This window comes from Gordonia sp. SCSIO 19800, from assembly GCF_018132775.1.
Taxonomy (GTDB): Bacteria; Actinomycetota; Actinomycetes; order Mycobacteriales; family Mycobacteriaceae; genus Gordonia; species Gordonia hongkongensis.
Map to the genome: position 1 here is coordinate 515,707 of NZ_JAGRQM010000001.1, position 24,360 is coordinate 540,066.

At 67.7% G+C, this 24,360-nt stretch carries 22 protein-coding genes, 1 tRNA gene and 1 pseudogene; 12 read left to right on the forward strand and 12 right to left on the reverse strand.

The window, feature by feature from the left end:
• Positions 1 to 20 precede the first annotated feature (20 nt).
• The 4 genes from KB201_RS02320 (at position 21) to KB201_RS02335 (ending at position 4,016) form a co-directional block, all read left to right on the forward strand.
• Complete coding sequence (locus KB201_RS02320) at positions 21 to 1,601, forward strand: 4Fe-4S binding protein (protein ID WP_058251472.1); 1,581 nt, start codon at positions 21 to 23, stop codon at positions 1,599 to 1,601.
• Between the two features lie 25 nt (positions 1,602 to 1,626).
• Positions 1,627 to 2,112 carry a hypothetical protein gene (locus KB201_RS02325; protein WP_058251473.1) on the forward strand — a complete coding sequence of 162 codons (486 nt, stop codon included), beginning with the start codon at positions 1,627 to 1,629 and terminating at the stop codon, positions 2,110 to 2,112.
• Entirely contained in the window at positions 2,064 to 3,071 is a 1,008-nt protein-coding gene (locus tag KB201_RS02330; protein ID WP_058251474.1) for a DMT family transporter, read from the forward strand. The genes KB201_RS02325 and KB201_RS02330 overlap by 49 nt, the downstream gene beginning before the upstream one ends.
• A gap of 117 nt (positions 3,072 to 3,188) precedes the next feature.
• A complete protein-coding gene (locus KB201_RS02335; RefSeq protein WP_211538235.1) occupies positions 3,189 to 4,016 on the forward strand; it encodes a maleylpyruvate isomerase N-terminal domain-containing protein in 828 nt (275 codons plus the stop codon).
• A 170-nt stretch (positions 4,017 to 4,186) separates the two neighbouring features.
• Here the strand turns inward: KB201_RS02335 and KB201_RS02340 are convergent, their stop codons facing one another.
• A complete protein-coding gene (locus tag KB201_RS02340; protein WP_211538236.1) occupies positions 4,187 to 5,815 on the reverse strand; it encodes a DEAD/DEAH box helicase in 1,629 nt (542 codons plus the stop codon).
• A 412-nt stretch (positions 5,816 to 6,227) separates the two neighbouring features.
• Complete coding sequence (locus tag KB201_RS02345) at positions 6,228 to 6,791, reverse strand: helix-turn-helix domain-containing protein (RefSeq protein WP_058251475.1); 564 nt, start codon at positions 6,789 to 6,791, stop codon at positions 6,228 to 6,230.
• Between the two features lie 57 nt (positions 6,792 to 6,848).
• On the opposite strand from KB201_RS02345, the gene KB201_RS02350 reads away from it, so the two are divergent.
• Both KB201_RS02350 and KB201_RS02355 read left to right on the forward strand, forming a co-directional pair.
• The gene (locus KB201_RS02350) at positions 6,849 to 7,631 is read left to right on the forward strand and encodes an AzlC family ABC transporter permease (RefSeq protein WP_078112171.1); all 783 of its coding nucleotides are present in this window, start codon (positions 6,849 to 6,851) and stop codon (positions 7,629 to 7,631) included.
• Between the two features lie 173 nt (positions 7,632 to 7,804).
• Positions 7,805 to 8,233: pseudogene (locus KB201_RS02355) on the forward strand (cytochrome P450); the annotation flags it as partial.
• Positions 8,234 to 9,049: 816 nt separating this feature from the next.
• On the opposite strand, the gene KB201_RS02360 reads toward KB201_RS02355, so the two are convergent.
• A tRNA-Ala gene (locus tag KB201_RS02360) sits at positions 9,050 to 9,122 on the reverse strand.
• An 86-nt stretch (positions 9,123 to 9,208) separates the two neighbouring features.
• Here KB201_RS02360 and KB201_RS02365 point away from each other — a divergent pair.
• Complete coding sequence (locus KB201_RS02365; protein ID WP_082652911.1) at positions 9,209 to 9,952, forward strand: hypothetical protein; 744 nt, start codon at positions 9,209 to 9,211, stop codon at positions 9,950 to 9,952.
• Positions 9,953 to 10,014: 62 nt separating this feature from the next.
• On the opposite strand, the gene glpR is transcribed toward KB201_RS02365, so the two are convergent.
• Entirely contained in the window at positions 10,015 to 11,277 is a 1,263-nt protein-coding gene (glpR, locus tag KB201_RS02370) for a gephyrin-like molybdotransferase receptor GlpR (protein ID WP_205333071.1), read from the reverse strand.
• Positions 11,278 to 11,425: 148 nt separating this feature from the next.
• Positions 11,426 to 12,094 (reverse strand): SIMPL domain-containing protein, encoded by a 669-nt coding sequence (locus KB201_RS02375; protein WP_058251480.1) that lies wholly within the window; start codon positions 12,092 to 12,094, stop codon positions 11,426 to 11,428.
• Between the two features lie 77 nt (positions 12,095 to 12,171).
• Here KB201_RS02375 and KB201_RS02380 point away from each other — a divergent pair, with 77 nt between their 5' ends.
• The gene (locus KB201_RS02380; RefSeq protein WP_205333070.1) at positions 12,172 to 12,942 is read left to right on the forward strand and encodes an ankyrin repeat domain-containing protein; all 771 of its coding nucleotides are present in this window, start codon (positions 12,172 to 12,174) and stop codon (positions 12,940 to 12,942) included.
• Positions 12,943 to 12,983: 41 nt separating this feature from the next.
• Here KB201_RS02380 and KB201_RS02385 read toward each other — a convergent pair whose 3' ends face one another.
• The 4 genes from KB201_RS02385 to KB201_RS02400 all read right to left on the reverse strand — a co-directional run bounded on the left by KB201_RS02385 (position 12,984) and on the right by KB201_RS02400 (position 16,742).
• The gene (locus KB201_RS02385; RefSeq protein WP_205333069.1) at positions 12,984 to 13,487 is read right to left on the reverse strand and encodes a hypothetical protein; all 504 of its coding nucleotides are present in this window, start codon (positions 13,485 to 13,487) and stop codon (positions 12,984 to 12,986) included.
• Positions 13,488 to 13,509: 22 nt separating this feature from the next.
• Complete coding sequence (locus KB201_RS02390; protein ID WP_058251483.1) at positions 13,510 to 14,166, reverse strand: GNAT family N-acetyltransferase; 657 nt, start codon at positions 14,164 to 14,166, stop codon at positions 13,510 to 13,512.
• A gap of 166 nt (positions 14,167 to 14,332) precedes the next feature.
• Positions 14,333 to 15,637, reverse strand: coding sequence for a gephyrin-like molybdotransferase Glp (gene glp, locus KB201_RS02395; RefSeq protein ID WP_058251484.1), 1,305 nt, complete (start codon positions 15,635 to 15,637; stop codon positions 14,333 to 14,335).
• 160 nt (positions 15,638 to 15,797) lie between these two features.
• Positions 15,798 to 16,742 (reverse strand): UTP--glucose-1-phosphate uridylyltransferase, encoded by a 945-nt coding sequence (locus KB201_RS02400; RefSeq protein ID WP_211538237.1) that lies wholly within the window; start codon positions 16,740 to 16,742, stop codon positions 15,798 to 15,800.
• A gap of 163 nt (positions 16,743 to 16,905) precedes the next feature.
• Here KB201_RS02400 and KB201_RS02405 point away from each other — a divergent pair, with 163 nt between their 5' ends.
• Positions 16,906 to 17,484, forward strand: coding sequence for a 5-formyltetrahydrofolate cyclo-ligase (locus KB201_RS02405; RefSeq protein ID WP_211538238.1), 579 nt, complete (start codon positions 16,906 to 16,908; stop codon positions 17,482 to 17,484).
• Between the two features lie 82 nt (positions 17,485 to 17,566).
• Here the strand turns inward: KB201_RS02405 and KB201_RS02410 are convergent, their stop codons facing one another.
• Positions 17,567 to 17,896: an FmdB family zinc ribbon protein gene (locus KB201_RS02410; RefSeq protein ID WP_078112178.1), complete on the reverse strand. Its 330-nt coding sequence runs from the start codon at positions 17,894 to 17,896 to the stop codon at positions 17,567 to 17,569.
• A gap of 235 nt (positions 17,897 to 18,131) precedes the next feature.
• Here KB201_RS02410 and KB201_RS02415 point away from each other — a divergent pair, with 235 nt between their 5' ends.
• Positions 18,132 to 19,679 carry a sodium:alanine symporter family protein gene (locus KB201_RS02415; protein WP_211538239.1) on the forward strand — a complete coding sequence of 516 codons (1,548 nt, stop codon included), beginning with the start codon at positions 18,132 to 18,134 and terminating at the stop codon, positions 19,677 to 19,679.
• A 46-nt stretch (positions 19,680 to 19,725) separates the two neighbouring features.
• On the opposite strand, the gene nhaA is transcribed toward KB201_RS02415, so the two are convergent.
• Positions 19,726 to 20,985 carry a Na+/H+ antiporter NhaA gene (gene nhaA, locus KB201_RS02420; protein ID WP_211538240.1) on the reverse strand — a complete coding sequence of 420 codons (1,260 nt, stop codon included), beginning with the start codon at positions 20,983 to 20,985 and terminating at the stop codon, positions 19,726 to 19,728.
• Positions 20,986 to 21,214: 229 nt separating this feature from the next.
• Between nhaA and KB201_RS02425 the strand changes: the two genes are divergently transcribed.
• Positions 21,215 to 21,886, forward strand: coding sequence for an SAF domain-containing protein (locus KB201_RS02425; protein ID WP_065630203.1), 672 nt, complete (start codon positions 21,215 to 21,217; stop codon positions 21,884 to 21,886).
• Positions 21,887 to 22,062: 176 nt separating this feature from the next.
• Positions 22,063 to 22,893: a large conductance mechanosensitive channel protein MscL gene (gene mscL / locus KB201_RS02430; RefSeq protein ID WP_211538259.1), complete on the forward strand. Its 831-nt coding sequence runs from the start codon at positions 22,063 to 22,065 to the stop codon at positions 22,891 to 22,893.
• A gap of 489 nt (positions 22,894 to 23,382) precedes the next feature.
• Here mscL and KB201_RS02435 read toward each other — a convergent pair whose 3' ends face one another.
• Positions 23,383 to 24,006 (reverse strand): hypothetical protein, encoded by a 624-nt coding sequence (locus KB201_RS02435; protein ID WP_374193869.1) that lies wholly within the window; start codon positions 24,004 to 24,006, stop codon positions 23,383 to 23,385.
• Positions 24,007 to 24,360 lie beyond the last annotated feature (354 nt).

Here is a 24,360-nt window from a genome sequence, read left to right on the forward strand (position 1 = left end):
CGCAGGTAGAACCCGAGACCATGCCCCACGTCGTCACCCAGGCGTGCTGCGGCGACGCGTCGTGCGTGTACGCATGTCCCGTCAACTGCATCCACCCCACGCCTGAAGAGCCCGATTTCGGCATCGCCGAGATGCTGTACATCGATCCCGCGACCTGCGTCGACTGCGGCGCATGTGTCAGTGCGTGCCCGGTCGGCGCCATCGTCCCGGGACATCGCCTGCCGGCTGGGCAGGAACGGTTCGTCGAGGTCAACGCGACCCAGTACCACGATCCGGCCGACGGAGCCGCGCGCTTCCCCGTCGACCCGGCCCGTCGGCTACCCCTCGCGCCCATCGATCGTCCGCGGCAGCTGGCCGTCGACACCTCGATCTCGATCGGCATCGTGGGTTCGGGCCCGTCGGCGATGTACGCGGCCGACGAGCTGCTGCGGCAGCCACAGGTCTCGGTCACCATGTACGAACGTCTCGACCGGCCGTTCGGGCTGGCACGGTTCGGCGTCGCGCCCGATCATCTGCACACCCGCAAGGTGATGGAGCTGTTCGACGACATCGCGCGCAACCCCCGACTGGAGATCCTGCTGAACACCGAGGTCGGGCGGGACCTCACCCTGGCCGACCTGCGCGCCCGTCACCAGGGCGTGATCTGGGCGGGCGGGGCACCCACCGACCGGCAACTCGCGCTGCCGGGTTTCGATCTCCCCGGAGTGTCCAGCGCGACATCCTTCGTGGGTTGGTACAACGGCCATCCCGACTTCGCCGACCTCGACGTCGATCTCGACACCGAGCGCGTCGTGGTCGTGGGCAACGGCAACGTCGCCCTCGACGTCGCACGCATCCTCGTCGCCGACCCGGGCACCCTCGCCGCCACCGACATCTCCCGTCCGGCACTGGCGAAGCTGCGGTCCTCATCGGTCCGCGAGGTGGTGGTGATGGGCCGCCGCGGACCCGCGCACGCGGCCTTCACCCTGCCCGAACTCATCGGACTGGTCGATTCGGGGGTCCCGGTCACCGTCGACGCCGCCGACCTCGAAGCGCTGCCCGCACCCGCCGACCTGGACACCACGACTCGTGCCAAGCTCGATCTCCTGGCCGAGTGCGCCGCCCGCCCCGAACCCGAGGGCCGTCGAATCCGATTGGCGTTCTTCGCCTCTCCGATGGAGGTGACCGCCGGTGCGGACGGCCGCGCGCGCACGTTGACCGCCGGCCGCAACCGTCCGGTCGTCGACGACTCCGGAGCCGCGGTCGGCATCGAACCCACCGGCGAGACGGTGGGGCTCGACACCGGGCTCGTCCTCACCTCGGTCGGTTACCGCGGTGTCGCGGTCCCGGGTCTCCCGTTCGACGACGCGGCCGGGATCATCCCGCACCTCGACGGCCGCGTGCTCGACGGGACCGAGCCCGTACCCGGGATGTATGTGACCGGTTGGATCAAGCGCGGTCCGTCGGGCTTCATCGGCACCAACAAGACCGACTCGGCGCAGACCGTCGCCTCATTGCTCGACGACCTCGAGTCGAACGCGACCGAGGCCTCGGCACCGCGTCGCCGTCGGTTGCTCGGCCGACGCCTCGGCGTCGCGTCGTCCGTCGCCGGCCTCGATTGACGGACTGCTGCGCTAGATTTCAGCCATGGGGCTCCCCGCGTACCAGCGCACCACCGTGCGCGCCGATCTGTCCGATCTACCCGCCGACGTCGCCGCCACGCTGCGCGACCATGCCGACTCGACACAGCTCACCGTCACCGACGACCTGCCGGCGTGGATCACCCGGAGCATCAACCCACCGTCGACCACGTTCTTCGGCAAGCTCTTCGGACGACGCAGCAACCCCGTCGACCCCGATTCCGAGCACCAGACGCTCATCGTGCTGCATCCGACCCACCTGATCGTCGTGGTGTCCGGGGCCGAACGTGGGGTGTCGGCGCTGTCGTGTCCGCTCGCCGCCGCGTCGATGTCGTCGACCCCGTATGTTCCGGAATCCGACGGATTCTCGGTGACCGGCTTTGCCGGTCATGAAGGACGTCCGGGCAGCTTCTACCTCGGAACGGGTGAGCCGACGGGCACGGAATGCCGGGAGGCCGTTCGCTCGGCCATCGTCGCCGCCAAGAATCCGTGAGGACCGCGGACCACACTGCGCCGCTCTCGCGACCCGCGCTGGGTCTCACACTCGCGCTGATCTCGTCGGCCTGTTTCGGCATCTCGGGGGTGCTCGCCCGGGCCATGATCGAGTCGGGATGGACGGCCGGTGCGACCGTCACCGTCCGCATCGCACTAGGCGGTCTGGTCCTGGCCATTCCCGGCTTCCTCGCCTTTCGCGACCGTCGGCAGCCGCTGCCCGAGCAGCCGGGCCGACGGTCCTGGACGGTGCTCGTCGCCTACGGACTCCTCGCGGTGGCCGGCTGTCAGCTGGCCTACTTCTATGCCGTGACCTACCTGCAGGTCGGCGTCGCGCTGCTCATCGAATACACCGCCCCGGTCGCCGTGCTGGTGTGGATGTGGCTGCGCCACGGTCAGCGTCCGGGTCGCGTCACCGTGCTCGGCGCGGCACTCGCGATCGGGGGACTCGCGCTCGTCCTCGACCTCACCGGCGACGTCCCGATCAGCGCGATCGGGGTGCTGTGGGCGCTCGCCGCGATGGTCGGGGCCGCCGCCTACTTCGTGATCTCCGCCGACGACCGCACGGGCTGGCCGCCCCTGAGCCTGGCCGCGGGTGGCCTGCTCATCGGCGCACTGGCCCTCGTCGTCGCGGGGCTGACCGGGATCCTGCCGATGACCATGACCACGGACCCGGTCGAGGTCGGTGCGCTCGAGGTGGCCTGGTGGATCCCGCTCGTGCTGCTGGGTGTGGTCTCGGCCGCCATGGCCTACGGCTTCGGCATCGCAGGCGGCCGGCTGCTCGGGGCCCGGGTGATGTCCTTCGTGGCGTTGTCCGAGGTGCTGTTCGCGGTGGTCTTCGCCTGGCTCGTGCTCGACGAACTGCCGGCACCGATTCAACTCGCCGGCGGCCTGCTCATCGTGCTCGGCGTCGTCTGCGTACGGCTCGGCGAAGCCGCCCCGGCGGTGTCACGTGACTGAGAATCATCGTGCGCGTTTGTGAATAATGTTGCGCACCTTGCACATCTGTCCACAGGTTCGACGTGTTGGCACGGAATGTGTCGCACGTCGCAACGGGCCGGGGTAATCTCGTACGCCATGTGGGGGGAGGAACCACGCGCGACGGGGATGTTCTCGAGGTTTGACTACATCGACGCCGCGCTCACGACTGCGGATCGGTTCACCGATCTCGTGCTCGGTGTCGGCGACCCCGACACCCGGCTCCCCGACACCCCCGCCTGGATGTTGACCGATTGTGTCGGCCATGTCGCGATGGCGCCGTCGCGCTTTCTCGAACTCGCGCGCGGCGAAGGTGAGTGGTGCTGTTCGGCGGTCGACGTACCCGACTTCAATGCCAAACAGATCGCCAACTTGCCGACGCGCGACGTGACAGTGCTCTGCCGACGATTGACCGACGACCTCCGCGAACTCGTCGACGAGGTGTCGCATTTCCACGCGCAGGTCCCGAAGATGCACTTCGACGGCGACCGCGTCATCCGGGCCGACGCCGCTCTCGGCCTGCTGATCGGCGAGTTCGTGGTGCACGCCCGCGACATCGCACGCGCTGTCGGGGCCCGCTGGTGGGTCGAACCGGACGTGGTGCTGATGATCATCCGGGCACGCCAACACATCCTGCCCAGTTGGGTCGATCCGCTGCACGCCGCCGGGCACTCCGGCACCTACGACATCCGGCTCCGCGGGTGCGGCGAACGGCACGTCTACGAATTCACCGACGGCGAGCTGCACATCGATCCGCCGGAGCCACGCCGGCCCGACGTCCACATCAGCGTGGACCCCGCGACCGCTCTCCTCGCCGGTTACGGTCGCCTGTCCCCGGGGTGGGTCGGCCTCACCGGGAAGGGCATCGCCTGGGGTGCCCGGCCGTGGCTCGCTCCTCGCCTCCAGCACAAATTCCTGCCCGCCTGAGCGGGCGCCGCGGCGCAGGGGCGCGGGTGACGACAGCACGCCGCGCTCCAGGAAAAACTCGCATGCGACATCATTCCGTTGACGCGACCTCGATCGAGGTCGCGCCGCCGGATTGATGTCGCATGCGACGTCAATGGTGTGCGGGCGGTGACACCCGCGCCGTGCTCGGCTCAGCGACCGGTCGGCGAGCCAGCGGGACGGCTCGCCCGGCGTCCCTGCCCGCGGGCGCCCGCCCGCTGCTGGTCGCCGCTGCGCGACTGCCCGGCGCCGCGTCCCTGGCCTCCGGTTCGTGCGTCCGACGAGCGCGAACCGCCCGCGCGCGAGTCGCTCCGAGCCGGACGGCCGCGGCCCTCGCCGCGAGTACCGCGCGAGTCACCGCCGGTGGCGTTCCGGCCGCCGCCGGTTCCGGCGCTCCGGCTCTCGCCACGAGCGCCGCCGTTGCCGCCCTGGCCTCGGCCACGACCGCCGCGTCGACTCCCCTGCGAACGACCGCCCTGCGAACGACCGCCCTGGGACCGGCCGCCCTGTGCACCGCCACCACGAGCGGCCTCGGCGGCTGCGCGTGCCGCCGCGGACACGCGGGGGGCGCGCTCGCCGACGAGCTCGTCGACGGCTGCCGACGATGCGTCGACAGCGATGGGTGTCACCTTGATCTTGGCCTTGCGCAGTAGTTGTGCGACCTCACGACGCTGCTCGTGCAGGCAGACGGTCACGACGTCGCCGGCCGACCCGGCGCGGGCGGTGCGGCCCGAGCGGTGCAGATACGCCTTGTGCTCGGCCGGCGGATCGACATGCACGACGAGTTCGATGCCGTCGACGTGCACGCCACGGGCGGCGACGTCGGTGGCGACGAGGACACGGACCTCACCCTCACCGAAGGCGGCCAGGTTGCGGTCGCGCTGAGCCTGACTGAGATTGCCGTGGAGGTCGACAGCGGGGATCCCGGCCTCGGTCAGCTTCTTGGCGAGCTTCTTGGCCTGGTGCTTGGTGCGCATGAACAGGATTCGACGACCGGTGCCGGAGGCCAACTCGGCCACGAGGTCCTGCTTGCCCGCCGAGGAGACCTCGAAGACATGATGGGTCATCGCGGCGACCGGCGACTCCGCCGAATCCACCGAATGTTGCACCGGATTGTCGAGGAAGCGCTTGGCGAGCTTGTCGACGCCGTTGTCCAGCGTGGCCGAGAACAGCATCCGCTGACCGTCGGCGGGGGTCGCGGCGAGGATCTTGGTCACGACGGGCAGGAAGCCGAGGTCGGCCATGTGGTCGGCCTCGTCGATCACGGTGATCTCGACTTCGTCGAGCCGGACGATGCCCTGACGCATCAGGTCCTCGAGACGTCCGGGGCACGCGACGACGATGTCGACTCCGCGCCGGAACGCCTGCTCCTGGCGGGTCTGTTTGACGCCGCCGAACACGGTGGTGACGGTGAGTCCCACGGAGGCGGCGAGCGGCTCGACGACCGCGGCGATCTGGGTCGCGAGTTCGCGGGTCGGCGCCAGGATCAGTCCCGTGGGTGCGCCCACGTAGCGCTTGACCTGCATCTCGGCCAGGCCGGCGACGAGCGGGATGGAGAAGGCGAGGGTCTTGCCCGAGCCGGTCTTGCCGCGGCCCAGGACGTCCTTGCCGTCGAGGGTGTCAGGGAGGGTGTCCTTCTGGATCGGGAAGGCGTCGGTCTTGCCCTGAGAGACGAGAACCTTGACGAGTTCGGTTGGGACACCGAGGGATTCGAACGACACACCGGGCGCCGACGCAGCAGCATCGGTGGAGGTGGCCGGGTTTTCGAGGACAGCAGTCATGTGGTGTGCAGGCTTCTTCCTGTGCTTGGCACGCGAACAGCACGACTGACGTGCAAGGGCGGTGCCGGTGGCGAACACGCGGGTGCGCGAGCTCGTTCGCCGTATGAAGTCAATGGCAGGTGGCCGACCGGTGTCGGAATGTCCGGACCTGCGAGAGAGGCGTTCTACGACGCTAGACGCGGCCTGTACGGGCGCATCACTTCTGGCAACAGTACGCGTCGGTGATCGATACCGCGAATCGCTGTGATGCACGTCGCGTTTCGCCCACACCGGCAGGGTCGTCGGAAATCCGACCGAAGACCGCCCAGGACAGTGCTCACGACGGCATGCGGTCGACGCCGCGCCTCTCGAGGGCGGTTTTCACCGGCGCTTCCCAGGCCTGTCCGGACTTGAAAGGTTTTGTCCCGCAACCTCAGAACGCCTCGCTGAGCATCACCGCGACGGTGCCCGGCTCGAGCGCGTCGAAGACGTGCTCGACATCACCGGGATACGAGATGTAGTCACCGGCCGACAGCACCTCGGTGGCATCGGTGGGCCCGAGACGCGCTCGGCCGCAACTGATCACGACATGCTCGACGATCCCGCGCGCATGCGGGGCGGAGACCCTGGGCTTACCCGGCTCGGCCCGGATCACGTACATGTCGCGCCGGGAACCCGGCGACGCGGTGGACAGCAGCGTGGCCGAGTAATCGGCGTCCGCGGCCGGGATCACCGGTCCCTCACCGAACCGGATGACCTCGACCGTGGGCGTAGGCGAATCCAGAAGCGCCGAGAACTGCACCCCCAGAGCCGTGGACAGGGCCCACAGCGTCTCCACACTGGGGTTCCCCTCCCCCGATTCGAGCTGGGACAGCGTCGACTTGCCGATACCGGCGCGCCGGGCGAGTTCGGTCAGCGACAGACCGGCTCGTGCGCGTTCTCGCTTCAATGACGCGGCGACGAGCTCTTTCGGATTCACCGAGCGCGCTTCGTTCATCAAACCGTCCGATCGTCCATCTTGACGAACACTCCTCCACTGTTCACTATGATAGTCATGCGTTCGGCTTGGAGAACACTCGACTCGGCAACCCTGCGCGCTGTCGTGGTGATGTCGCTGTCGGTGCTCGTGATCGGGACGTCGTACGGGGTCGCCGCGCACGGCGCGGGCCTCACTCTCTGGCAGATCGTCCTGATCGCCACTATCGTGCTCGCCGGATCGTCGGAGTTCGTCTTCGTCGGGATTCTCGCCGCGGGCGGGGTGCCGATCCTGGCCGCGCTGGCCGGCCTGCTGGTCAACACCCGGAACTTCGGATACGGCCTCGCCGTCGGAAAGCACCTGCGCGGCACGCCCGAGATCCTGCTCGGCTCCCACCTCATCAACGACGAGACGGCAGCCCTGGCGACGGCCGAGACCGATCCCCGGCGCGCACGCGCCGCGTTCCTGTTGTGCGGGCTGGGAGTTCTCATCTCCTGGCCCGTCGGCGCCGCCCTGGGTGCCGCCCTCGGGGGCGTGGTCGCCGACCCCGCGAGCCTCGGCCTCGACGCCGCCTTCCCCGCCCTTCTCGCCGCGCTGGCCATCCCCGCCCTTCGCGACGGCGCCACCTGGGCGGCGGTGACCGTCGGCGCGGCGGTGGCCGTCTCCTCGACGCCGTTCCTACCGGCCGGGTTGCCGATCATGGGTGCACTCGGCGGTTTCGCCGCCCTCGAGGTGGTCCGCCGCCTTCGGTCGGCATCCGCGGAGGCACCGGATCTGCCCCGCACGAGGACCGGCGCCGACGCCCGGAACGCCGAGCCGAATGACACGCTCGAGCACGACACCGTTCGGACATCGCGATGAGCGCCGGCGTCTCCCTGGCCATCGGGATCACACTCCTCGCAGTCGGCACCTACGCAATGCGCGCTGCCGGACCTGTTCTGCGGAAACGTATCTCGGTGTCCGCCGCGGCCGAGAAGCTGATGGATCGGGCCACCGTCGTCCTTCTCGTCGCGGTCGCCCTCACCGGCGCGTTCTTCGTCGACCACGAGCAGTGGGATATATTTCGCCGCGAACGTCCGTCCACGGCTGCCGACGAGATCGTTCGCTGGGCAACCCCGGTCAATTGTTTTCAGCGAACAGCTACGCAGGATACCGAACTCAACGGCACGCGCATCAGCGAGGGCCAACGCGTAGGCCTCTTCTATGGGTCAGCCAACTACGACAACACTGTCTTCCGAGATCCATTCACCTTCGACATCACACGAAACCCCAACCCGCATCTCGGGTTCGGAGGCAGTGGGGCGCACTACTGCATCGGCGCCAACCTCGCCAAGATGGAAATCGACATCATGATGAACGCCGTCGCGGACATCATCCCCGACCTCACCAAAACCGGCGAGCCGATTCGAGTCAGGTCCGGCTGGCTCAACGGCATCAAGGAGATGCCAGTTCGCTATCACTGATTCGTTCATCGATACTAGATTTCGAGCTGTTCATTGCAACGTCCTGATCATGGCAAGGCAATCTGTCGGCCACCATGCAATATCGATCTGCCACACCGTGGGTTCGACAAAACACTTCGGGTTCGTCGGTTGTCAGGCGAATAACACTCCATCAACCAAGAATTTACTTTCATCATGGCCTACTCAGTTCGCGAGGCCCATGTTTCTACCGTAATGTATTGACGGCAAGGCACTCATCCATCAAGAAATCGGGGTCACAGATGGCAAGCATCATTCAAGGCGCAATCACCGACGCGATCGTCGAACTCGTCACGGGCGCGATTGAATCAGGATCGGACGATACGGCAACGTAGCAGGTCGACTGCGACGGTCAGAGATCCGCGTCCGGGGTACCGCCCCGGGCGCGGATCTGTCTGCACCCTCGCCGAGCGACAATCGCGGAGGAACTACTGCGGACACGCGACGAGCACGTCGGTGTCGGGACCCTCGGTCACCCTCCACTGATTGTCGACGCTGTGGACCCGGTGGTGGCACCCCCCGTCCCGGGAATTGCCGAGCGTACTGACACGTTGCTCAGGCGTGGAAAACTCGTTCGCCCCCGCCTGTTACGTCGTCGACTGCCATCGCCGGGCCACCCACTGGGAGATGGTGACGCCTGCCGGGATATCTCCCGAGATGTCGGTGCCGCTGTGCGGCGATCACGCCGCCTCCCACTTCACTCCCTGCGCTTCCTGATCTCGGAACGAGGCCGGTCTGCTAGATGCGGAACGGCCCCGCCCGGGTTCCGGGCGGAGCCGTCTGAGCTGCCGTTTTCGGTGGAGCTATGGGGAATCGAACCCCAGACCTACTCGATGCGAACGAGTCGCGCTACCAACTGCGCCATAGCCCCTGGAGGTCTTGCGACCATCCGCGAGCTACTTTATCAGCCCGGGGTCGTCGACTCCCAAACGGCCGGCCCACCACTAGGCTGGGCGGGTGCCTCGGATGTCAGATCAACAGTTGGCCGGCGTTCTCGACAACGTGGTCGGGGTGATCAACCCCGTCCTCGACGCACTCGCCGAGCGGGACCCGCTCGGCCTGAAGGGCCACACCTTCCACGACGACGACCACCCCGACTCGCGCCTGCGGCAGGCCCAGCACGCCGCGTCGAAGCTGCTCGACGCCGCCGAATGGCCAGGTACCAAGGGCTGGTCCGAGCGGTCCATGCACAAGCGCGCCAGCTGGTGGGTGACCCGCATCGGCACCTTGAACACGGGCGCCGTGGCGTTCCCGGGGGTCTTCGGCGTGTGGGCGAAGCGGTTGCCGATCACCCCGTACCTCGGGTTCGCCAACCAGGCCATGGTGCTGGTCGCGATCGCCCGCGAGTACGAGGTCACCGATCGCAAACGACAGGTGCAGCTGCTCGCGTCGGTGCTCTGTAAACGTGATCTCACGAACCCGGATGTCACCGCCGAGTCCGGGACGTCGCTGCCGTCCGAACCCGAGGAGCGGGAGAGGTCGCTGTTCGCCGCCATCTGGGATGCGGCGAAGCTGCTCCGTGCCGTCGACGACGAGTTCGACAAACGACCGCAGCCGATGGCGCCGTTCCGCATGCTCGCGTATGTCCCCGTCGTCGGGGCGCCCGCGACCTATCTCGGCGAGCGCATCGCGCTGTCGAAGGCGGCGAAAGCCGGTCAGGCGTGGCTGGATTCGCACGGCAAGCCGGCTGTGACGAAGTAGCCGGGAAACAGTTCAGCAGTAGGTCTCGCTGAGCGACACCTACTGCTGAACGGGTGTGGAGATCAGCCGACGCGGCGGTACTGCAGGTCTTCGCGGTCCATGCGGCGACGCTGGAACGGCGGAAGGTGGTCGAACACCGGGTCCTCGTCGTCGATCTCGAGAACCGTTGCGCCACCGGGCCGCCGAAGTCGCGGCGGCGGGGGTGCGGCGGCGAACTCCGGGACCGCGGCGGCGCGTCGACGACGCTCCTCCTCGGCACGCGCCGACCGCTTGGCGCGCGCAAGGCGCTGTGCCCGGATCTGCTGCTCGGTCTTCACCGCACGACGCAGGTACGCGAGGTAGCCCACCAGGAGCAGACCGAGCACGCCGGTGGCCACCCAACCGGGCGTCCCGACGACGAAGCCGGCCGCGATCGCCAGCAAGACCAGCACGAACAACCCCAGCGTGACGCGCTGACGCTCCCGGTACTTGAGCTCGCGTTCCTTCTCGGAGGAATAGACACTGCGTCCGGACCGTCGACTGCTCGACGAATGCGCCGCCGGGCGGCTGTCCTCGACCTCGTCGGGATCGGTTACATAGGCCTCGGCGTCGTCCGCCTCGTCCTCGTCGACCGACTCGGCTCGATCACTGCGCCGCGACGCGCGGGCGTAGTCGTCGTACTCGTCCTCGTCGAGTTCGTCTGTGGCGTCCTCGTATTCGGCGTCCTCGTATTCGGCGTCCTCGTCCTCGAGGTCGTCGTCGTACTCGCCGTCCTCGTATTCGCTGTCGACGTCCTCGAAGTCGTCGTCGTATTCGGCTTCCTCGGACGTGGTGTCCGACTCGTCGTCTGCGGTCTCGTCGCGTTCGACGTCGACCTCGATGTCGTCATCGGTTTCCGCGACGGCGTCGTTGTCACTCTCGCTGTGGCTGTCCACGGACTCGTCATCGGTGTCCCCGAGTGCGGTGTCGACCGAATCATCGTCGTCGTCCACGGATTCTGCCGTCGGCTTCTCGACCTTCGCACTGCCGGAACGACGCACTCGGGTCGAGGACTCACTCTTCGCGACGTCGGCGTCGTCCTCGGTGTCGACGTCGCTGTCGGCCTCGAGCGTCGCGGTGGCGCTGCGACGCGAGGACTTCCACGACGGATCGTGCGGATGACGGGCCGACGACCGGCGTCGACTTCCCGAGGCCGTCGCGGTGCGCGACCCACCGCGGTGCAGCAGTCGCGTCTTGCGCGCGGCGTCGGTCGACTTCAGGATCTGCGGACGTCCCTTGATGACCATCGGGACCAGCACGAAGAGCCAGACCGCGACGAGACAGACCCACAGTACGGAGTTGGGCATGCGACTCTCCCTTCATTCACTCTGGTCACACGAAGCCACTCCACAATCTAGGACGACGACAGGTCGGCCCCGGGTAGACGCGCCGTGTCACAGGCGAATCGGCGCGGGTTTCACACGCGCCTCTCAGCATCACCGTTGCCGTGAGGGTTCACTGCGCCCGAAACCGGGCGTCCACCGCGACGGCGATCTCGATGTCGTCGGTGCGCAGTTCCAGCGACGGCGAGGCCGGCGGACCGGCGGCGACCGCCATCGGCATGGCCCGTCGCCTCGCCGTCGGCACATTCGAGGCCAGGTCCGGATCGGACAGGAGCACCGGCGTCACCGGTCCCCGACCCACCGCATCGGAATAGGCCTGGGCCTTGAGAATCGCGTCCTCGACAGCGTCCCGACGCAACTCCCGCTCGCGTTCGCGCCGCGTCTGCTCGTGGAGATCCCAGTCGATGTCACCGACCTCGACGGCATCGACCGACGCCCAGAGGTCGATGAACTCTGACAACCCCTCGAAGTCGACGAACTCGGCTTCGATGCGAATGCGGGTGTTGTACACCAGTTCTCGACGCTCGCCTGTCTCCGAATACGGACGATAGGAATAGACCCGCACCGAGTCGGCCGTCCATCGGGTCACTGCCCCCGCCGACTCGAGTCCCGTCAGCGCACGGGTCAGATCGGTGTGCACCTCGACCGCGCGCGTGTAGACCGCCGGTTTGTCCGCACCCTCCACGCGCACCACGAGGTGGATGATTCCGCGCTCGGGCCGATACCGACCGCGTGCCTGGCCGCGGACCACGATCTCCAGTTCGTCACTGTGTTCGGTCATTCCGAGAGCCTATGCGTCGACTGAGGCGGGTTATCGTAAAAATCGGACATGAGGCACGGAGGGACGGCATGGTGCGGATGAAGAGACTCGTGGCGGTGGTTGCGACAGCACTGTCCGCGTGCGTGGTCGCCGGGTGCGGGTGGATCGCGGACGTCGTCTCGACGCGCGTCGACGCGGCCGACTACTTCACCGCCCCCACCGTCCGAGTGCTCGACGCAGCCCGACGAGACGATCAGACCGCGATCGAATCCCTGGTCGCCGCGGGCGCCGACCTCGACGAACTCGGCGGCGATCCGGAGACCGACCCGCGGCGCGTGGACATCACGCCACTGCAGTGGGCGGTGGAATTCGGGCCGCCGGCGGCCGTGGGTGCCCTGCTCCGCGCGGGCGCCGACCCGCATCTGCCAGGCGCCGGCAGCTACAACGCCGTCGCCTACAGCGTGCTGCTCGACCGTTTCGACGCCTTCCGCACCATCATCGAGTTCGACGAAGGGCTGGTCGGGGCGTCGGACCGGATCAGCGGCAACGTCGTGCACACCGCTGTCCGCCATCGTCGCGGGGACGCCTTGCGCCTGCTGATCGACCGCGGCGCCGACCTCAACTCGGTGCAACCGCTCGCCGGCCGAACGCCGCTGTTCACCTCGGCAGACGTGCTCAACATCGACCACTGCCTCGTCCTGTTGCGCGCGGGCGCCGATGGCGCGCACCGGGATCAGCGCGGTTCGACGTTCCTGCCCTCGCTGTACACGGCCGACGACTCCATCCGGACGAGTTCCTATCTCCGCACCCGAGCCGCGATCGAATCCGAGATGCGCGCGCGGGACTTCCCCATCGAGACCGGGCGCTGACGTAGGCGCTGAAGAAGCCGGCGACCGCATGGCGATTCGGGCTAGCGGTAGCCGTACTTGTCGAGCAATGCCGTGACCACGAGCCCCGCCCCTTCGGGCCCGGTCGGGGTGTCCGGCGAGGTGTCGGCCGAATACGCCACATCGAACGTGTGGCGGTCCAGGCGCACGATGTAGCGCGCCAGTCCCTCTGACTCATAGAAGATCTCGGCCCGTGTGCCGGCGAGAACCACGGTGTCGTTGAGGTGGTCGGGTTCGGTGGGACCCGACACCCAGTAGTACATACTCGGGTCCCGGTAGGCACCGATCTCCCAGGCGCACGTCGGTCGGGACACCGCGGCCCGCTGCAAAGGCATGTCCTGTACACCGAGTTCTTCCAGAACATTTCGAGGCACGTCGCAGGGGTCCGTGTCGCTGCCGGTCGCGACCTGCTCGGAGACCGGCACGCCGTTCACGGCGCGTCCGGTCTCGTGGATCGCGCACCCCGTGGCGAAGAACGCGGCCGCCACGGTCAGCGTGAGACGGCGCGAGCCGGTCGTGGTGATCACGCGGTGACCTCGACGCCCCGACTCACTGGAACGACGCCCGGCCCGCCCGGACCAGTGCCTCGGCGGCGCTGCCGACCACTTCCTCGGCCGTGAGCGCGAACAGCATGTGGTCGCGCCAGCGCTTGTTCACGTCCATATAGCGCAGCAGGAGACCCTCTTGCCGAAACCCGATGTTGGTCAACACCTTCCGCGATGCCTCGTTGGTCGGCTGCACCGTCGCGTCGAGCCGGTGCAGGCCCACCGGACCGAAGCAGTGGTCCACCCCGAGCGCCACCGCGGCGGTCGCGATGCCGTTCCCGGCGTACGCCGCGTCCACCCAGTAGCCGATCCACGCCGTCCGGACGGCACCGCGCTGGATGTTGCCCACCGTCAGCTGCCCGACGTAGCGGCCGTCGAGTTCGATCACGAACGGGAGCAGCGCACCTCGTTTGGCCTCCGACTTCAGCACCGCGAACAGCGGCGGCCACGACCCGGGCTGATGGCGTTCAGCCCAGCTTCCGACACCCGTCGGTTCCCAGGGCAACAGGGCGTTCTGGTTGCGGATCCGCAACTCGCTCCACGTCTTGGCATCCCGCACCTTCACGGGCCGCAGGGTGACCGTGCCGGTCCGGGTGCGCAGCGGCCCGAGGGTGGCCGGCCATCCCGGACTTCCCTGACTGCCGCTCAACCACCTGAACACGAGAAGAAGTTTATGCGCTGTCACAGCGCCCACGGCGTGAGACCTGGATCTCGCGTCGGGGTGGTGGTTTCGACTCGGCGCCTCGCTCCGCTCGGTGCCGGCTCAACCAGCGGGGGTGGAGGCGCCTCGACCTCGACGCGCTCGTTCGTTGCTTGCTCAGCAGGGGTCACCCGCGCTGCGCGAGGAACGCCACTTCGACCTCGTCGCCCGTGCCCATCTCCTCGACATCGGGGTCGACCATGATCAGGCAGTTCGCCTCGGCGAGTTCGGCGAGCAGGTGCGACGACCCGGTCGGTGAGGCGCCGAGCACCTGCACCAGGTAGTCCCCCGACCGTTCGTCCCGCATCAGCTGCCCACGCAGGTAACCCTTGCGGCCGCGCACCGACGCGATCGGTCCGATGGTGCGCGCCTTGATGATCCGCCGCATCGGTTGCCGTTTGCCCAGCGCGATCCGGATGAGCGGCCGGACCATCACCTCGAAGGTCACCAGAGCGCTCACCGGGTTGGCGGGGAGCAGGAACGTCGGCACCTCGTCGCGTCCGAGGCGCCCGAAGCCCTGGACCGACCCCGGGTGCATCGCCACCCGCACGATCTCCAGGTCGCCGAGGTCGGCGAGGGCGTCGGCAACAGCGGTCGACGCACTTCCCCCCACCGCACCGCAGATCACCACGATCTCGGAGCGGATGAGCTGCGCCTCGACGACCTCCCGCATCCGCGACGCCTCGCGCTCGGCGATGCCGACGCGGTTCACGTCGGCGCCGGCGTCGCGGGCGGCAGCGGCCAGCGCGTAGCTGTTGACGTCGTAGATCTGACCGGGACCGGGTGTGCGGTCGATGTCGACGAGCTCACTGCCCACCGAGATGACCGACAGGCGCGGGCGCGGGTGCACCATCACGCGTGCCTGACCGACCGCGGCGAGCAGCCCGACCTGGGCCGGGCCGATGATCGAGCCCGCGCGGACCGCGACATCGCCCGGCTGCACGTCGTCGCCGACCCGCCGGACGTAGTTGCCGCTCTCGACGCCGTGTCCGATCTTGACCTTCTGGTCGCCACCGTCGGTCCAGCGCAACGGGACCACGGCGTCGGCGAGCGTCGGCATCGGGGCCCCGGTCTCGACGCGCACCGCCTGACGCGGTTGCAGCCGCGTCGGTGTCCGCGAGCCCGGCCCGACCTCGCCGACCACCGGCAGGGACACGATCATCGGTTCGCCCGGTTCGAGGTCGACGAGCTCGGCGCCGTTGGCGTCGAAGTCCTCCAGGTCTTCGGGTGCGAGCACCCCGGCCAGACCGACGTCGACCGCACGCACCGCGTAGCCGTCGATGGCCGCCTGGTCGAAGCCGGGCATCGGGTGCTCGGTGACGACCTCCTCGGCGCACATCAGGCCCTGCGCCTCGGAGATCGCGACGCGCACCGGACGCGGCGCCACTGCCGCCGCGGTCACCAGCGTCAGATGATCTTCGACAGACCGCATCTCACCGCTCTTCCCGTCTCAACCGGTCAGTGCACCGGGACGTGCGGCCGACAGCGCTCGGCACGTCGTGCACTCGATACAACACAGGAGAACGTTATCGAGCGCGCCCGCGGCAGCGTGCGAGGCGCGCGGATGCGACCGGTGATCGCCCGTGCGGAAATCAGCCGTCGGCGAGACGCTTCTCGAGCCATTCGCGCAGATCGGGACCGTAGTCGTCGCGGTCGAGCGCGAAGTCGACGGCGGCCTTGAGATAGCCGCCGGGGTTGCCGAGATCGTGTCGGGTGCCGTGGTGGACGACGACGTGGACCGGCTCGCCCTCCTCGATGAGAAGCGCGATGGCGTCGGTGAGCTGCAGTTCGCCACCGGCGCCGGGTTCGATGCGGCGCAGCGCGTCGAAGATCTTGCGGTCGAGGATGTAGCGACCCGCGGCGGCCAGATTCGACGGCGCATCCTGCGGTTCGGGCTTCTCGACCATGCCCTTGAGGCGCATGACATTCGGGTTGTTGGCATCGGGAAGCGGCTCGACGTCGAAGACGCCGTAGGCGCTGATGCGCTCCTCGGGGACCTCGATGGCACACAGCACCGAGCCGCCCCGGCGCTGACGGGTGCGCGCCATGACCTCCAGGACACCGCCGGGCAGCACCAGATCGTCGGGCAGCAGAACTGCCACGGCGTCCTCGTCGTCGTCGAGGTAGCTCTCGACGCAACCGACCGCGTGCCCCAGGCCGAGCGGCTTCTCCTGCACGACCGACGCGACCTCGAGCAGGTTTGGCGCCTTGCGCACCTTGGCCAGCATCGACTCCTTGCCACGCGTGGCGAGGGTGTTCTCGAGCACGAGATCCTCGACGAAGTGGGCGACCACGCCGTCCTTGCCCGGAGAGGTGACGATCAGGAGACGATCGGCGCCGGCCGCCTTGGCCTCTTCGGCGACGAGTTCGATGCCGGGGGTGTCGACCACCGGCAGCAACTCCTTGGGCACCGTCTTGGTCGCCGGCAGGAACCTCGTGCCCAACCCGGCTGCCGGGACGACCGCGGTACGCGGGATCGGCGGAGTGTTGGGTACACCTTCGTACTCACTGAAACCAGCTTTATCCGTCGCACTCATGAATCCACCCTAGGACAGGTGCCGGTTCCCGGCCGGACAGACGGCGGTGACCGGGACCTCACCACGCTCGTTCCGACGGTCGGATACAGTGCGGGCGTCCCGGCTGTCCCGGCCGGGGCGCACATGCCACCGGTCTCGAGACGACGCGAAGGACGGTCGGGTCTTGACAACGCTGAAACAGCAACTGCGACAAGAGATCGAGGATCGACGATCGCGTCGGTCCGCCGACGAGCGGGACCGGGCCGCCGCCGCCCTCGCCGAATGGATGTATTCCTGCCCCTTCCGGCTCGAATACGACGTCACGGTCGCCGCGCATGTCCCCGTCGGCAACGAACCCGGCTCGGATTCGATGCTCGACGCGCTCGTCGACCGAGGCGTGTCGGTTCTGGTCCCGGTGGTCCCCGACGGCGATCCCGCACCGATGGACTGGGCGCCGTACACGGGGCCGGACTCGCTGGCTCCCGGACGCTGGGGACTTCTCGAACCGACCACCGACCGCGTCGGTGTGACCGCGATCCGCGCGGCGTCGGTGATCCTGGTCCCGGCGCTCGCGATCGACAAGAGCGGTGTGCGGCTCGGACGCGGCGCCGGATACTACGACCGGACCCTGCACGGTTTGTCGGCCGACCTCGTCGGCGTGGTCTATGACGACGAGGTCGTCGACTCACTGCCGTCCGGTGACCACGATGTCCCGGTCGGTTGGACTCTCACTCCCGGAGACGGGTTCCGCCGACTCGGTTGACCCGGGGTACAGCGGAACCCGGGCGGTGTCGGGTGACACCGGCCCGGGTTCGGCCTATGACGTTGTCGTGGCGGGACGCCGGTCAGGCGGGAGTCGCGGCCTTGGTCTCGCTCTTGGTCGACGACGCCGAACTCGCGGAGTCCGACTTGGAGCTGCTCGACGAGCTGTCCGACGACGAGGAGCCCGACGACGACGAGCTGTCCGACGAGGGCGTCGAGGTGTCCGAGGACGAGCCGGGACGCGAGTCCGTGCGGTAGAAACCGCTGCCCTTGAACACGATGCCGACCGAGTTGAACAGCTTGCGCAGGCGGCCTGCGCACTGCGGGCACTCGGTCAGCGAGTCGTCGGAGAAGGACTGGACGATGTCGAACTTGTTGTCGCACTCCGTGCAGGCATACGAGTAGGTGGGCACCGCGAAACCTCCGAATGTCAGTAAACGATGACCAGTGTAACCGACTTTGGCACTCCCTCATTCCGAGTGCTAAGCGCGGGTTCAGGCCGGCTTCCCGTCAACGGATTTCGCACCTTGGCGCGCACCGCCGAGTGCAGTCGTGCAAAGTGTTCCCCTAGCTGAAGCAACCAGTTCACCGCTCGATCACCGGGTCGGACCGCCACGAGCGGCCGATCCCACCATCGCTGGAGCCGCCATGACCGACTTCCTCAACGACCTGAACAGCATCATCTGGAGCAATCCGTTGGTGTACCTATGCCTCGGAGTGGGGGTGTACTTCTCCATCCGCTCGCGGTTCCTGCAGATCCGGCACATACCGGAGATGATCCGGGTGATGCGCCACGGTCAGAGTTCGCCCGATGGCGTCTCGTCCTTCCAGGCGTTGATGATCTCGCTGGCCGGTCGCGTCGGCACCGGGAACATCGCCGGTGTGGCGACGGCGATCGCCTTCGGCGGTCCGGGTGCACTGTTCTGGATGTGGGCGATGGCGTTCCTCGGGGCCTCGACCTCGTTCGTCGAGTGCACGCTCGGCCAGATCTACAAGACCCGCGATCCGCTGACGAACGAGTATCGCGGCGGCCCGGCCTACTACTTCAGCAAGGCGCTGGCCCACACCAAGGCGGCCCCGTTCTTCAAGGTCTACGGGCTCATCTTCGCCGCCGTGACCGTCCTCGCCTGCGGGCTGCTGCTCCCGAGCGTGCAGTCCAACTCCATGGCCCTGGCGATGAACCAGGCGTGGGGTATCGCGGACTGGGCCGTCGCGATCGGCGTCGTCATCGTGCTCGCCTTCGTCATCATCGGCGGGGTCAAGCGCATCGCTACCTTCGCCACCGTTGTCGTGCCGTTCATGGCGGTCCTCTACATCCTCTTCGCGCTGGTGGTGGTATTCCTCAACGCGTCCGAGATTCCCGAAGTCCTCCGGATGATCTTCGCCAGCGCCTTCGGGATCGACTCCGTCTTCGGTTCGGTGGTCGGCGCTGCGGTCATGTGGGGCGTCAAGCGCGGCATCTACTCGAATGAAGCCGGCCAGGGCACCGGACCGCACGCAGCCGCGGCCGCCGAGGTCTCGCATCCGGCGAAGCAGGGCTTCGTGCAGGCGTTCGCCGTCTACATCGACACCCTCTTCGTGTGCTCGGCCACCGGCTTCCTCATCATCTCGACCGGTGCGTACCGGGTGTTCGAGGGCGAGAGTGCCGACGGCGCGGTGATCGCCGACGGCGGACTGCTGCCGACGGCCACCGACGTCGGACCCACCTTCGTCCAGATCGGCTTCGACAGCATGTGGAGCGGCGCCGGTTCGACCTTCGTCGCGGTGTCACTGATGTTCTTCTGCCTGACCACGATCATCGCCTACTACTACATGGCCGAGACCAACCTGCGGTTCCTGATGGGGAAGGCGGCGACCCTCTACATCGGTCCGCTGCGCAGCACGCTGGGCTCGAACCTCACGATGCTCCTGCAGGCACTGATCCTCGTATCGGTGGCCATCGGATGCGTCTCGACCGCCAGCGAGGCGTGGACCCTCGGCGACATCGGAGTCGGGCTGATGGCGTGGCTGAACATCGTCGGCATCATCATCCTGCAGCAACCCGCGTTCAAAGCGCTGCGCGACTACGAGAAGCAGAAGAAAGAGGGCAAGGACCCGATCTTCGACCCGATCGCTCTCGGAATCGTCGGAGCGACGTTCTGGGAGTCCTACGGCCGGGCCGACGAACGCACCGACGAGGTCACGGTCGCGAAGTAGGACCGTCGACACGCGACCCGCGGGCCTCGGACCGAGGCTCGCGGGTTCATCCCCCGATGACGTCCTTGTCGATGTCGGGGATGTTGTCGCGGTTCATGTCCGAATCGCGGGCCTGTCGAGCGTCCCACCGCAGCAGGAACGCGGCGAGCACTGCCGAGACGACAGATCCGACGAGGATGGCCGCCTTGGCCGCGGCGGCGTGGTCGTCGGAGCCGCCCTCGAAGCTCAACTCGGCGATCAGCAACGCGACGGTGAAACCGACTCCGGTGAGGAATCCGACGGGCAGCAGATCGCGGATGCCGATCGCGTCTGGTAGGCGCAACGGCGTGAACCGGGTCATCAGCCACGTCGAACCCATCACACCCACGACCTTGCCGACGACGAGACCGACGACGATTCCGATCGACACCGGTTGGACGATCGAACCATCACCACCCACGACGGTGACGCCCGCGGCCGCGAAGGCGAACACCGGCAGGGCGAGCGCCGAGGAGTACGGGCGGACCGCGTCGTCGAGTCGCTCGGTGCGCGGCTCCTCCTCACCACGGATCGCAACGGCCGGCACCACGAACCCGAGGAGTACGCCCGCAACGGTCGCGTGCACCCCGGACGCGTGCATCAGACCCCACGCGACGACGGCGACCGGGATGAGGACCGGCCACCACCGCCACGCCTGCCGCACCAGCACGGCGAAGAGCGCCACCGCGGCAAGGGCGGCCGCCAGCATGACGAAGTCGATCTTCTCGGTGTAGAACGTCGCGATGACGATGATCCCGAGCAGGTCGTCGACCACTGCGAGCGTCAGCAGGAACGTCCGCAGGGCGAGCGGGAGACCGCGGCCGAAGATCGCGAGAACTGCGAGAGCGAAGGCGATGTCGGTGGCGGTGGGGATCGCCCAGCCGTGCAGCCCGTCCGGGTCGCCGATCGCCACCACGACGACGTAACAGAGCGCGGGCGTGACCATGCCACCCACCGCGGCCGCAATGGGAACACCGGCGAGTTTGAGATCCCGGAGGCTCCCGGCCACGAACTCGTGTTTCAGTTCGACTCCGACGACGAAGAAGAAGATCGCCAACAGCCCGTCGGACGCCCAGTGCGCCAGCGACAGATGTAGGTGCAGCGCCTCAGGCCCCACCTCGACATGGAGCAGAGAATCGTAGGCCTCCCGCCACGGCGAGTTCGCCCAGAACACTGCAACAGCGGCGGCCACCAGAAGCAGCCCCCCACTGGTCGTGTCTAGCGCCGCCCAGCGCCGGATGCGATCGGCCTTGCGTGCGCTGTCTGCTGTCGGTTGCTCATCGGCCATAGGCTCTCCTCTGCTCGATCGCACGCGGTGCGCCGGACGCCGCCCGCGCGACGAGCGGCCGACCAGACTTCCCGGCACAGAACATCGATTCTCCCCCACCGCAATGCCGCGGGCCATTCCGGGCCCACGGCCGGACCGCTGTCCACACCGGTCGACGGCCCGATTGATGTTGTCCACAGACGAGTTCCACGGGCCGATCACCCGGGCAGACGGACCTAGCCTTCGTCACATGTCTCCCCCGTCGAAGCTTCCGTCGAAAGCCTCACTCGGGCCTCGAATTCGTGACCGGGTGAGTTCGGCGCTGCGACCGGGGTGGACGCGCAGCGTCCTGATCCGACGTGTCGCCGCGACCGGACTGGTCGTCGCGGCCGTGGTGGTGGGGGTTGCCGGAACACGCGCCGACGGCGACGTCGAGGTCATGGTTGCCGCGCATGACCTGCTGCCGGGACAGGTGGTCGAGATAGACGATCTGGCGCCGCGGAGCGTCGCGGAAGCCACGGTTCCCGACGGTGTCCTCACCGAGGCGGCACCCGCACTCGGGCGAACCGTGACCGGGCGTGTCCGCGGAGGAGAAATCCTCACCGATGCCCGCCTGCTGTCGTCACGTCTACCCGCCGACCTGACCGGGGACGACGATGCCCGGCTCGTACCGATACGACTGTCGGACGACGCCGTGACCGCGCTGCTGCGACCCGGCGACGTTGTCGACGTGTTGACCGAAGAGGCGGAAGTGCTGGCCCGCCGCGCCGTTGTCGCACTCCACGCCGCCGAATCACAGTCGGGTGGTATCGCTCCCGGCGGGACCGCGGCCGCCCCGGTGCTGCTCGCGATGGACGCCGCATCCGCCCATCGGGTCGCGGCGGCAGGGCTCGATACGGCGCTCGCAGTGGTCCTGCACTGAACAACGGCCGGGTCACGGCATCACGACACAGGCGGACGAATCAAGTCAAATGGATCGGTTCGTTCACGATCGTGGATAGGGTAGTAGGAGCTCGCGCACCGCATGTCGGATTTGCTCCGATCATGCGCAGAATCACCGGACAAGAGCAGGACATCACCGAAAAGAGGCCGTACACCGTGCTCAAGGGATTCAGGGACTTCATACTCAAGGGCAATGTCGTCGAGTTGGCGACAGCGGTCATCGTCGGCGCTGCGTTCACCGCGATCGTCACCGCGTTCACCGACGGCATCGTCCAGCCGATCATCAACTCGATCCCTATCGGCTCCGACGCCGCACAGGGACTCGGTTTCCAGATCACCGACAACCCATCGACATTCGTCGACCTCGGCAGCGTCATCACCGCCGTGATCAACTTCCTGATCATCGCCGCGGTCGTCTACTTCATCATCATCATGCCGTACAACAAACTCGCCGAGCTCGGCGGTTTCGGCAAGAAGGCAGAGGTCACCGAGATCGCCCTGCTGTCCGAGATCCGCGATCTGCTGGACCCCGACGGAACCTCGAAGGCCAAGGCGGAGGCCGAGAGCGATCTGCCCCCGCATCTCAGCGACCCGGCCGGACCGGCCGGCGACTCCTACGGCACACCGTCGGGATCCTTCGCCCCGTACGAAGCGCCCGCCGGAGCCGGTACGACGCAACGCATCTCGACTCCGCCGGCACCGCAGGGCCCGCCGTCGCACCCCACTCCCCCGCAATCGGTTCCGCCGCAGAACGTCCCGTCCCAGTCCGTCCCGCAGAATCGTCCGCCGCAGGGCCCACCGGGAAGCCCGTCAGGCCAGCCGTATCCGACGCCGCAGCCGGCACCCGGTAGCTACCCGCCGCCCGGGAACTACCCCGGCCCGGGCAACTACCCGCCTCCCGGCCCCGGAAGCGGTTATCCCGGTGAGCAATACCCGGGCGACTTCCCGGGCGAGGACCCGGACGCGCCGGGGCGTCACTCCCGCTGACACGCGGGCCCCGTCTCCCAGGAAGCTGACAGCCGGAGCCATCCAAACCCGAAGGTCGGCCCCCTACTTTGGGATTCGTCGCCGGAACGTGCGACCGCACCGGACCTGAAAGACCGGTGCGACCGAACGAGAACAGGATGAACGAATGCCGAACAAGCCCGCACCGAACCGTCAGTCGCAGAACCAGAACCGGCGTCCGGCGCGGCCGCAGCAGCGCACCCAACCGCGTGCGCAGGCCCGCCCCAGGACGTTCCCGTGGTTCTTCGGTAGCTGACCACACTCGGTAAACCCGCTTCTCATCAGGGAAGTCCAGCAGATCCCTTTGCTCCCTGAGGTGCGAGGAGCGCAAGCGACGAGCCACGAAGGGTTTGGCGACTTACCTCGTCAGCCCTTCGTGGCTCGCTTCGCTCACACCTCAGGGAGCATGGGGAGGGCGCTTCGCTCACACCTCAGGGAGCATGGGGAGGGCACCTCAGGGGCAGTGCCAGTTCACGCCGGCGGATCGACGCGCTGCACCCAGACGGTCGGCCCGTCGGTCAGGGCGAACTGAGCCCGGACCTGCGCGTCCCACCGGCGCGCGTAGAGGGCCGACAGCTGTTCGTCACTCGTGCTGCATGTGACCGGCAGGCCTTCGCGACGGCCGCGCTCGATGACCGGGTCGACCAGCCCGGCGAGGGTCCCGCCTCGCCGATGTTCGGGGTGGACGAGCGCAAAGATCACCTTGATCGGATTCTCCGCGACCTGCGCTTCCTCCGACTTCCGCTGCAACTCTGTGAAGCGGTGGATGAAGCCGTCTAGCTCCTGCACGATCTGCTTGGTCCGCTCCTTGAGGTCATCGTCAATTCGCCCGGCCTCGTCGGTGGGGGCCGAGACCGCGATCAGAGCGATCAGCTCTCCCCTCTCGTCGAATGCACCCCGCAGACCAGGTAGGTACTCGATGAACAGGATCTCGCCGTACCAGCGGTACGCCTCGGCGGCCGCGTCAGCGCCGATGAGCCAGCGGTAGACCGGGACCTCGCGTAGACCTAGTTCGAGCAAGTCGAGCGCGGTCTCCATGTCCGATTCGACCAATCGCCGGGACGTCGTGCCTCCCACCTCCACGCGCTGCGTCACCGTTTCATACCAGCACATTCACATCGCCGACGGCCAGTCATCAACTCGCGACCGGCAGGACCGTTCCGTGGGTCAGAACCGAATGAGTTCACCGAGAATTCAACCTTCTCTGGTCAGGACAGGCGCAGAAACGTGGGGTATTGTCAGCCGTGTTGCCGTCCTCGCGGCGGAACGACCGTGCTAGACAACGACATCGTCGACACCCATTAGGAGAATCGCATGTCCGACGCGATCAGCATTTCCTGGATCCGCCTCTACCTGGAGGAAATCGCCACCGATTCCGATGGCGACGACGGCTTCGGATCGTACGCTGCGGAGTAAGACGAGCACAGCGACTCTCGCCGTTTTCGATCG

Coding starts and splice junctions, on each gene's coding strand:
- KB201_RS02345 (WP_058251475.1), bottom strand. CDS start 6,791: ATGAACGAAGCGCGCTCGGTGAATCCGAAAGAGCTCGTCGCCGCGTCA.
- KB201_RS02340 (WP_211538236.1), bottom strand. CDS start 5,815: ATGACTGCTGTCCTCGAAAACCCGGCCACCTCCACCGATGCTGCTGCG.
- KB201_RS02325 (WP_058251473.1), top strand. CDS start 1,627: ATGGGGCTCCCCGCGTACCAGCGCACCACCGTGCGCGCCGATCTGTCC.
- KB201_RS02400 (WP_211538237.1), bottom strand. CDS start 16,742: ATGAGTGCGACGGATAAAGCTGGTTTCAGTGAGTACGAAGGTGTACCC.
- glpR (WP_205333071.1), bottom strand. CDS start 11,277: ATGCCCAACTCCGTACTGTGGGTCTGTCTCGTCGCGGTCTGGCTCTTC.
- KB201_RS02350 (WP_078112171.1), top strand. CDS start 6,849: ATGCGTTCGGCTTGGAGAACACTCGACTCGGCAACCCTGCGCGCTGTC.
- KB201_RS02425 (WP_065630203.1), top strand. CDS start 21,215: ATGTCTCCCCCGTCGAAGCTTCCGTCGAAAGCCTCACTCGGGCCTCGA.
- KB201_RS02380 (WP_205333070.1), top strand. CDS start 12,172: ATGAAGAGACTCGTGGCGGTGGTTGCGACAGCACTGTCCGCGTGCGTG.
- glp (WP_058251484.1), bottom strand. CDS start 15,637: ATGCGGTCTGTCGAAGATCATCTGACGCTGGTGACCGCGGCGGCAGTG.
- KB201_RS02330 (WP_058251474.1), top strand. CDS start 2,064: ATGCCGGGAGGCCGTTCGCTCGGCCATCGTCGCCGCCAAGAATCCGTG.
- KB201_RS02320 (WP_058251472.1), top strand. CDS start 21: ATGCCCCACGTCGTCACCCAGGCGTGCTGCGGCGACGCGTCGTGCGTG.
- KB201_RS02415 (WP_211538239.1), top strand. CDS start 18,132: ATGACCGACTTCCTCAACGACCTGAACAGCATCATCTGGAGCAATCCG.
- KB201_RS02335 (WP_211538235.1), top strand. CDS start 3,189: ATGTGGGGGGAGGAACCACGCGCGACGGGGATGTTCTCGAGGTTTGAC.
- KB201_RS02375 (WP_058251480.1), bottom strand. CDS start 12,094: ATGACCGAACACAGTGACGAACTGGAGATCGTGGTCCGCGGCCAGGCA.
- nhaA (WP_211538240.1), bottom strand. CDS start 20,985: ATGGCCGATGAGCAACCGACAGCAGACAGCGCACGCAAGGCCGATCGC.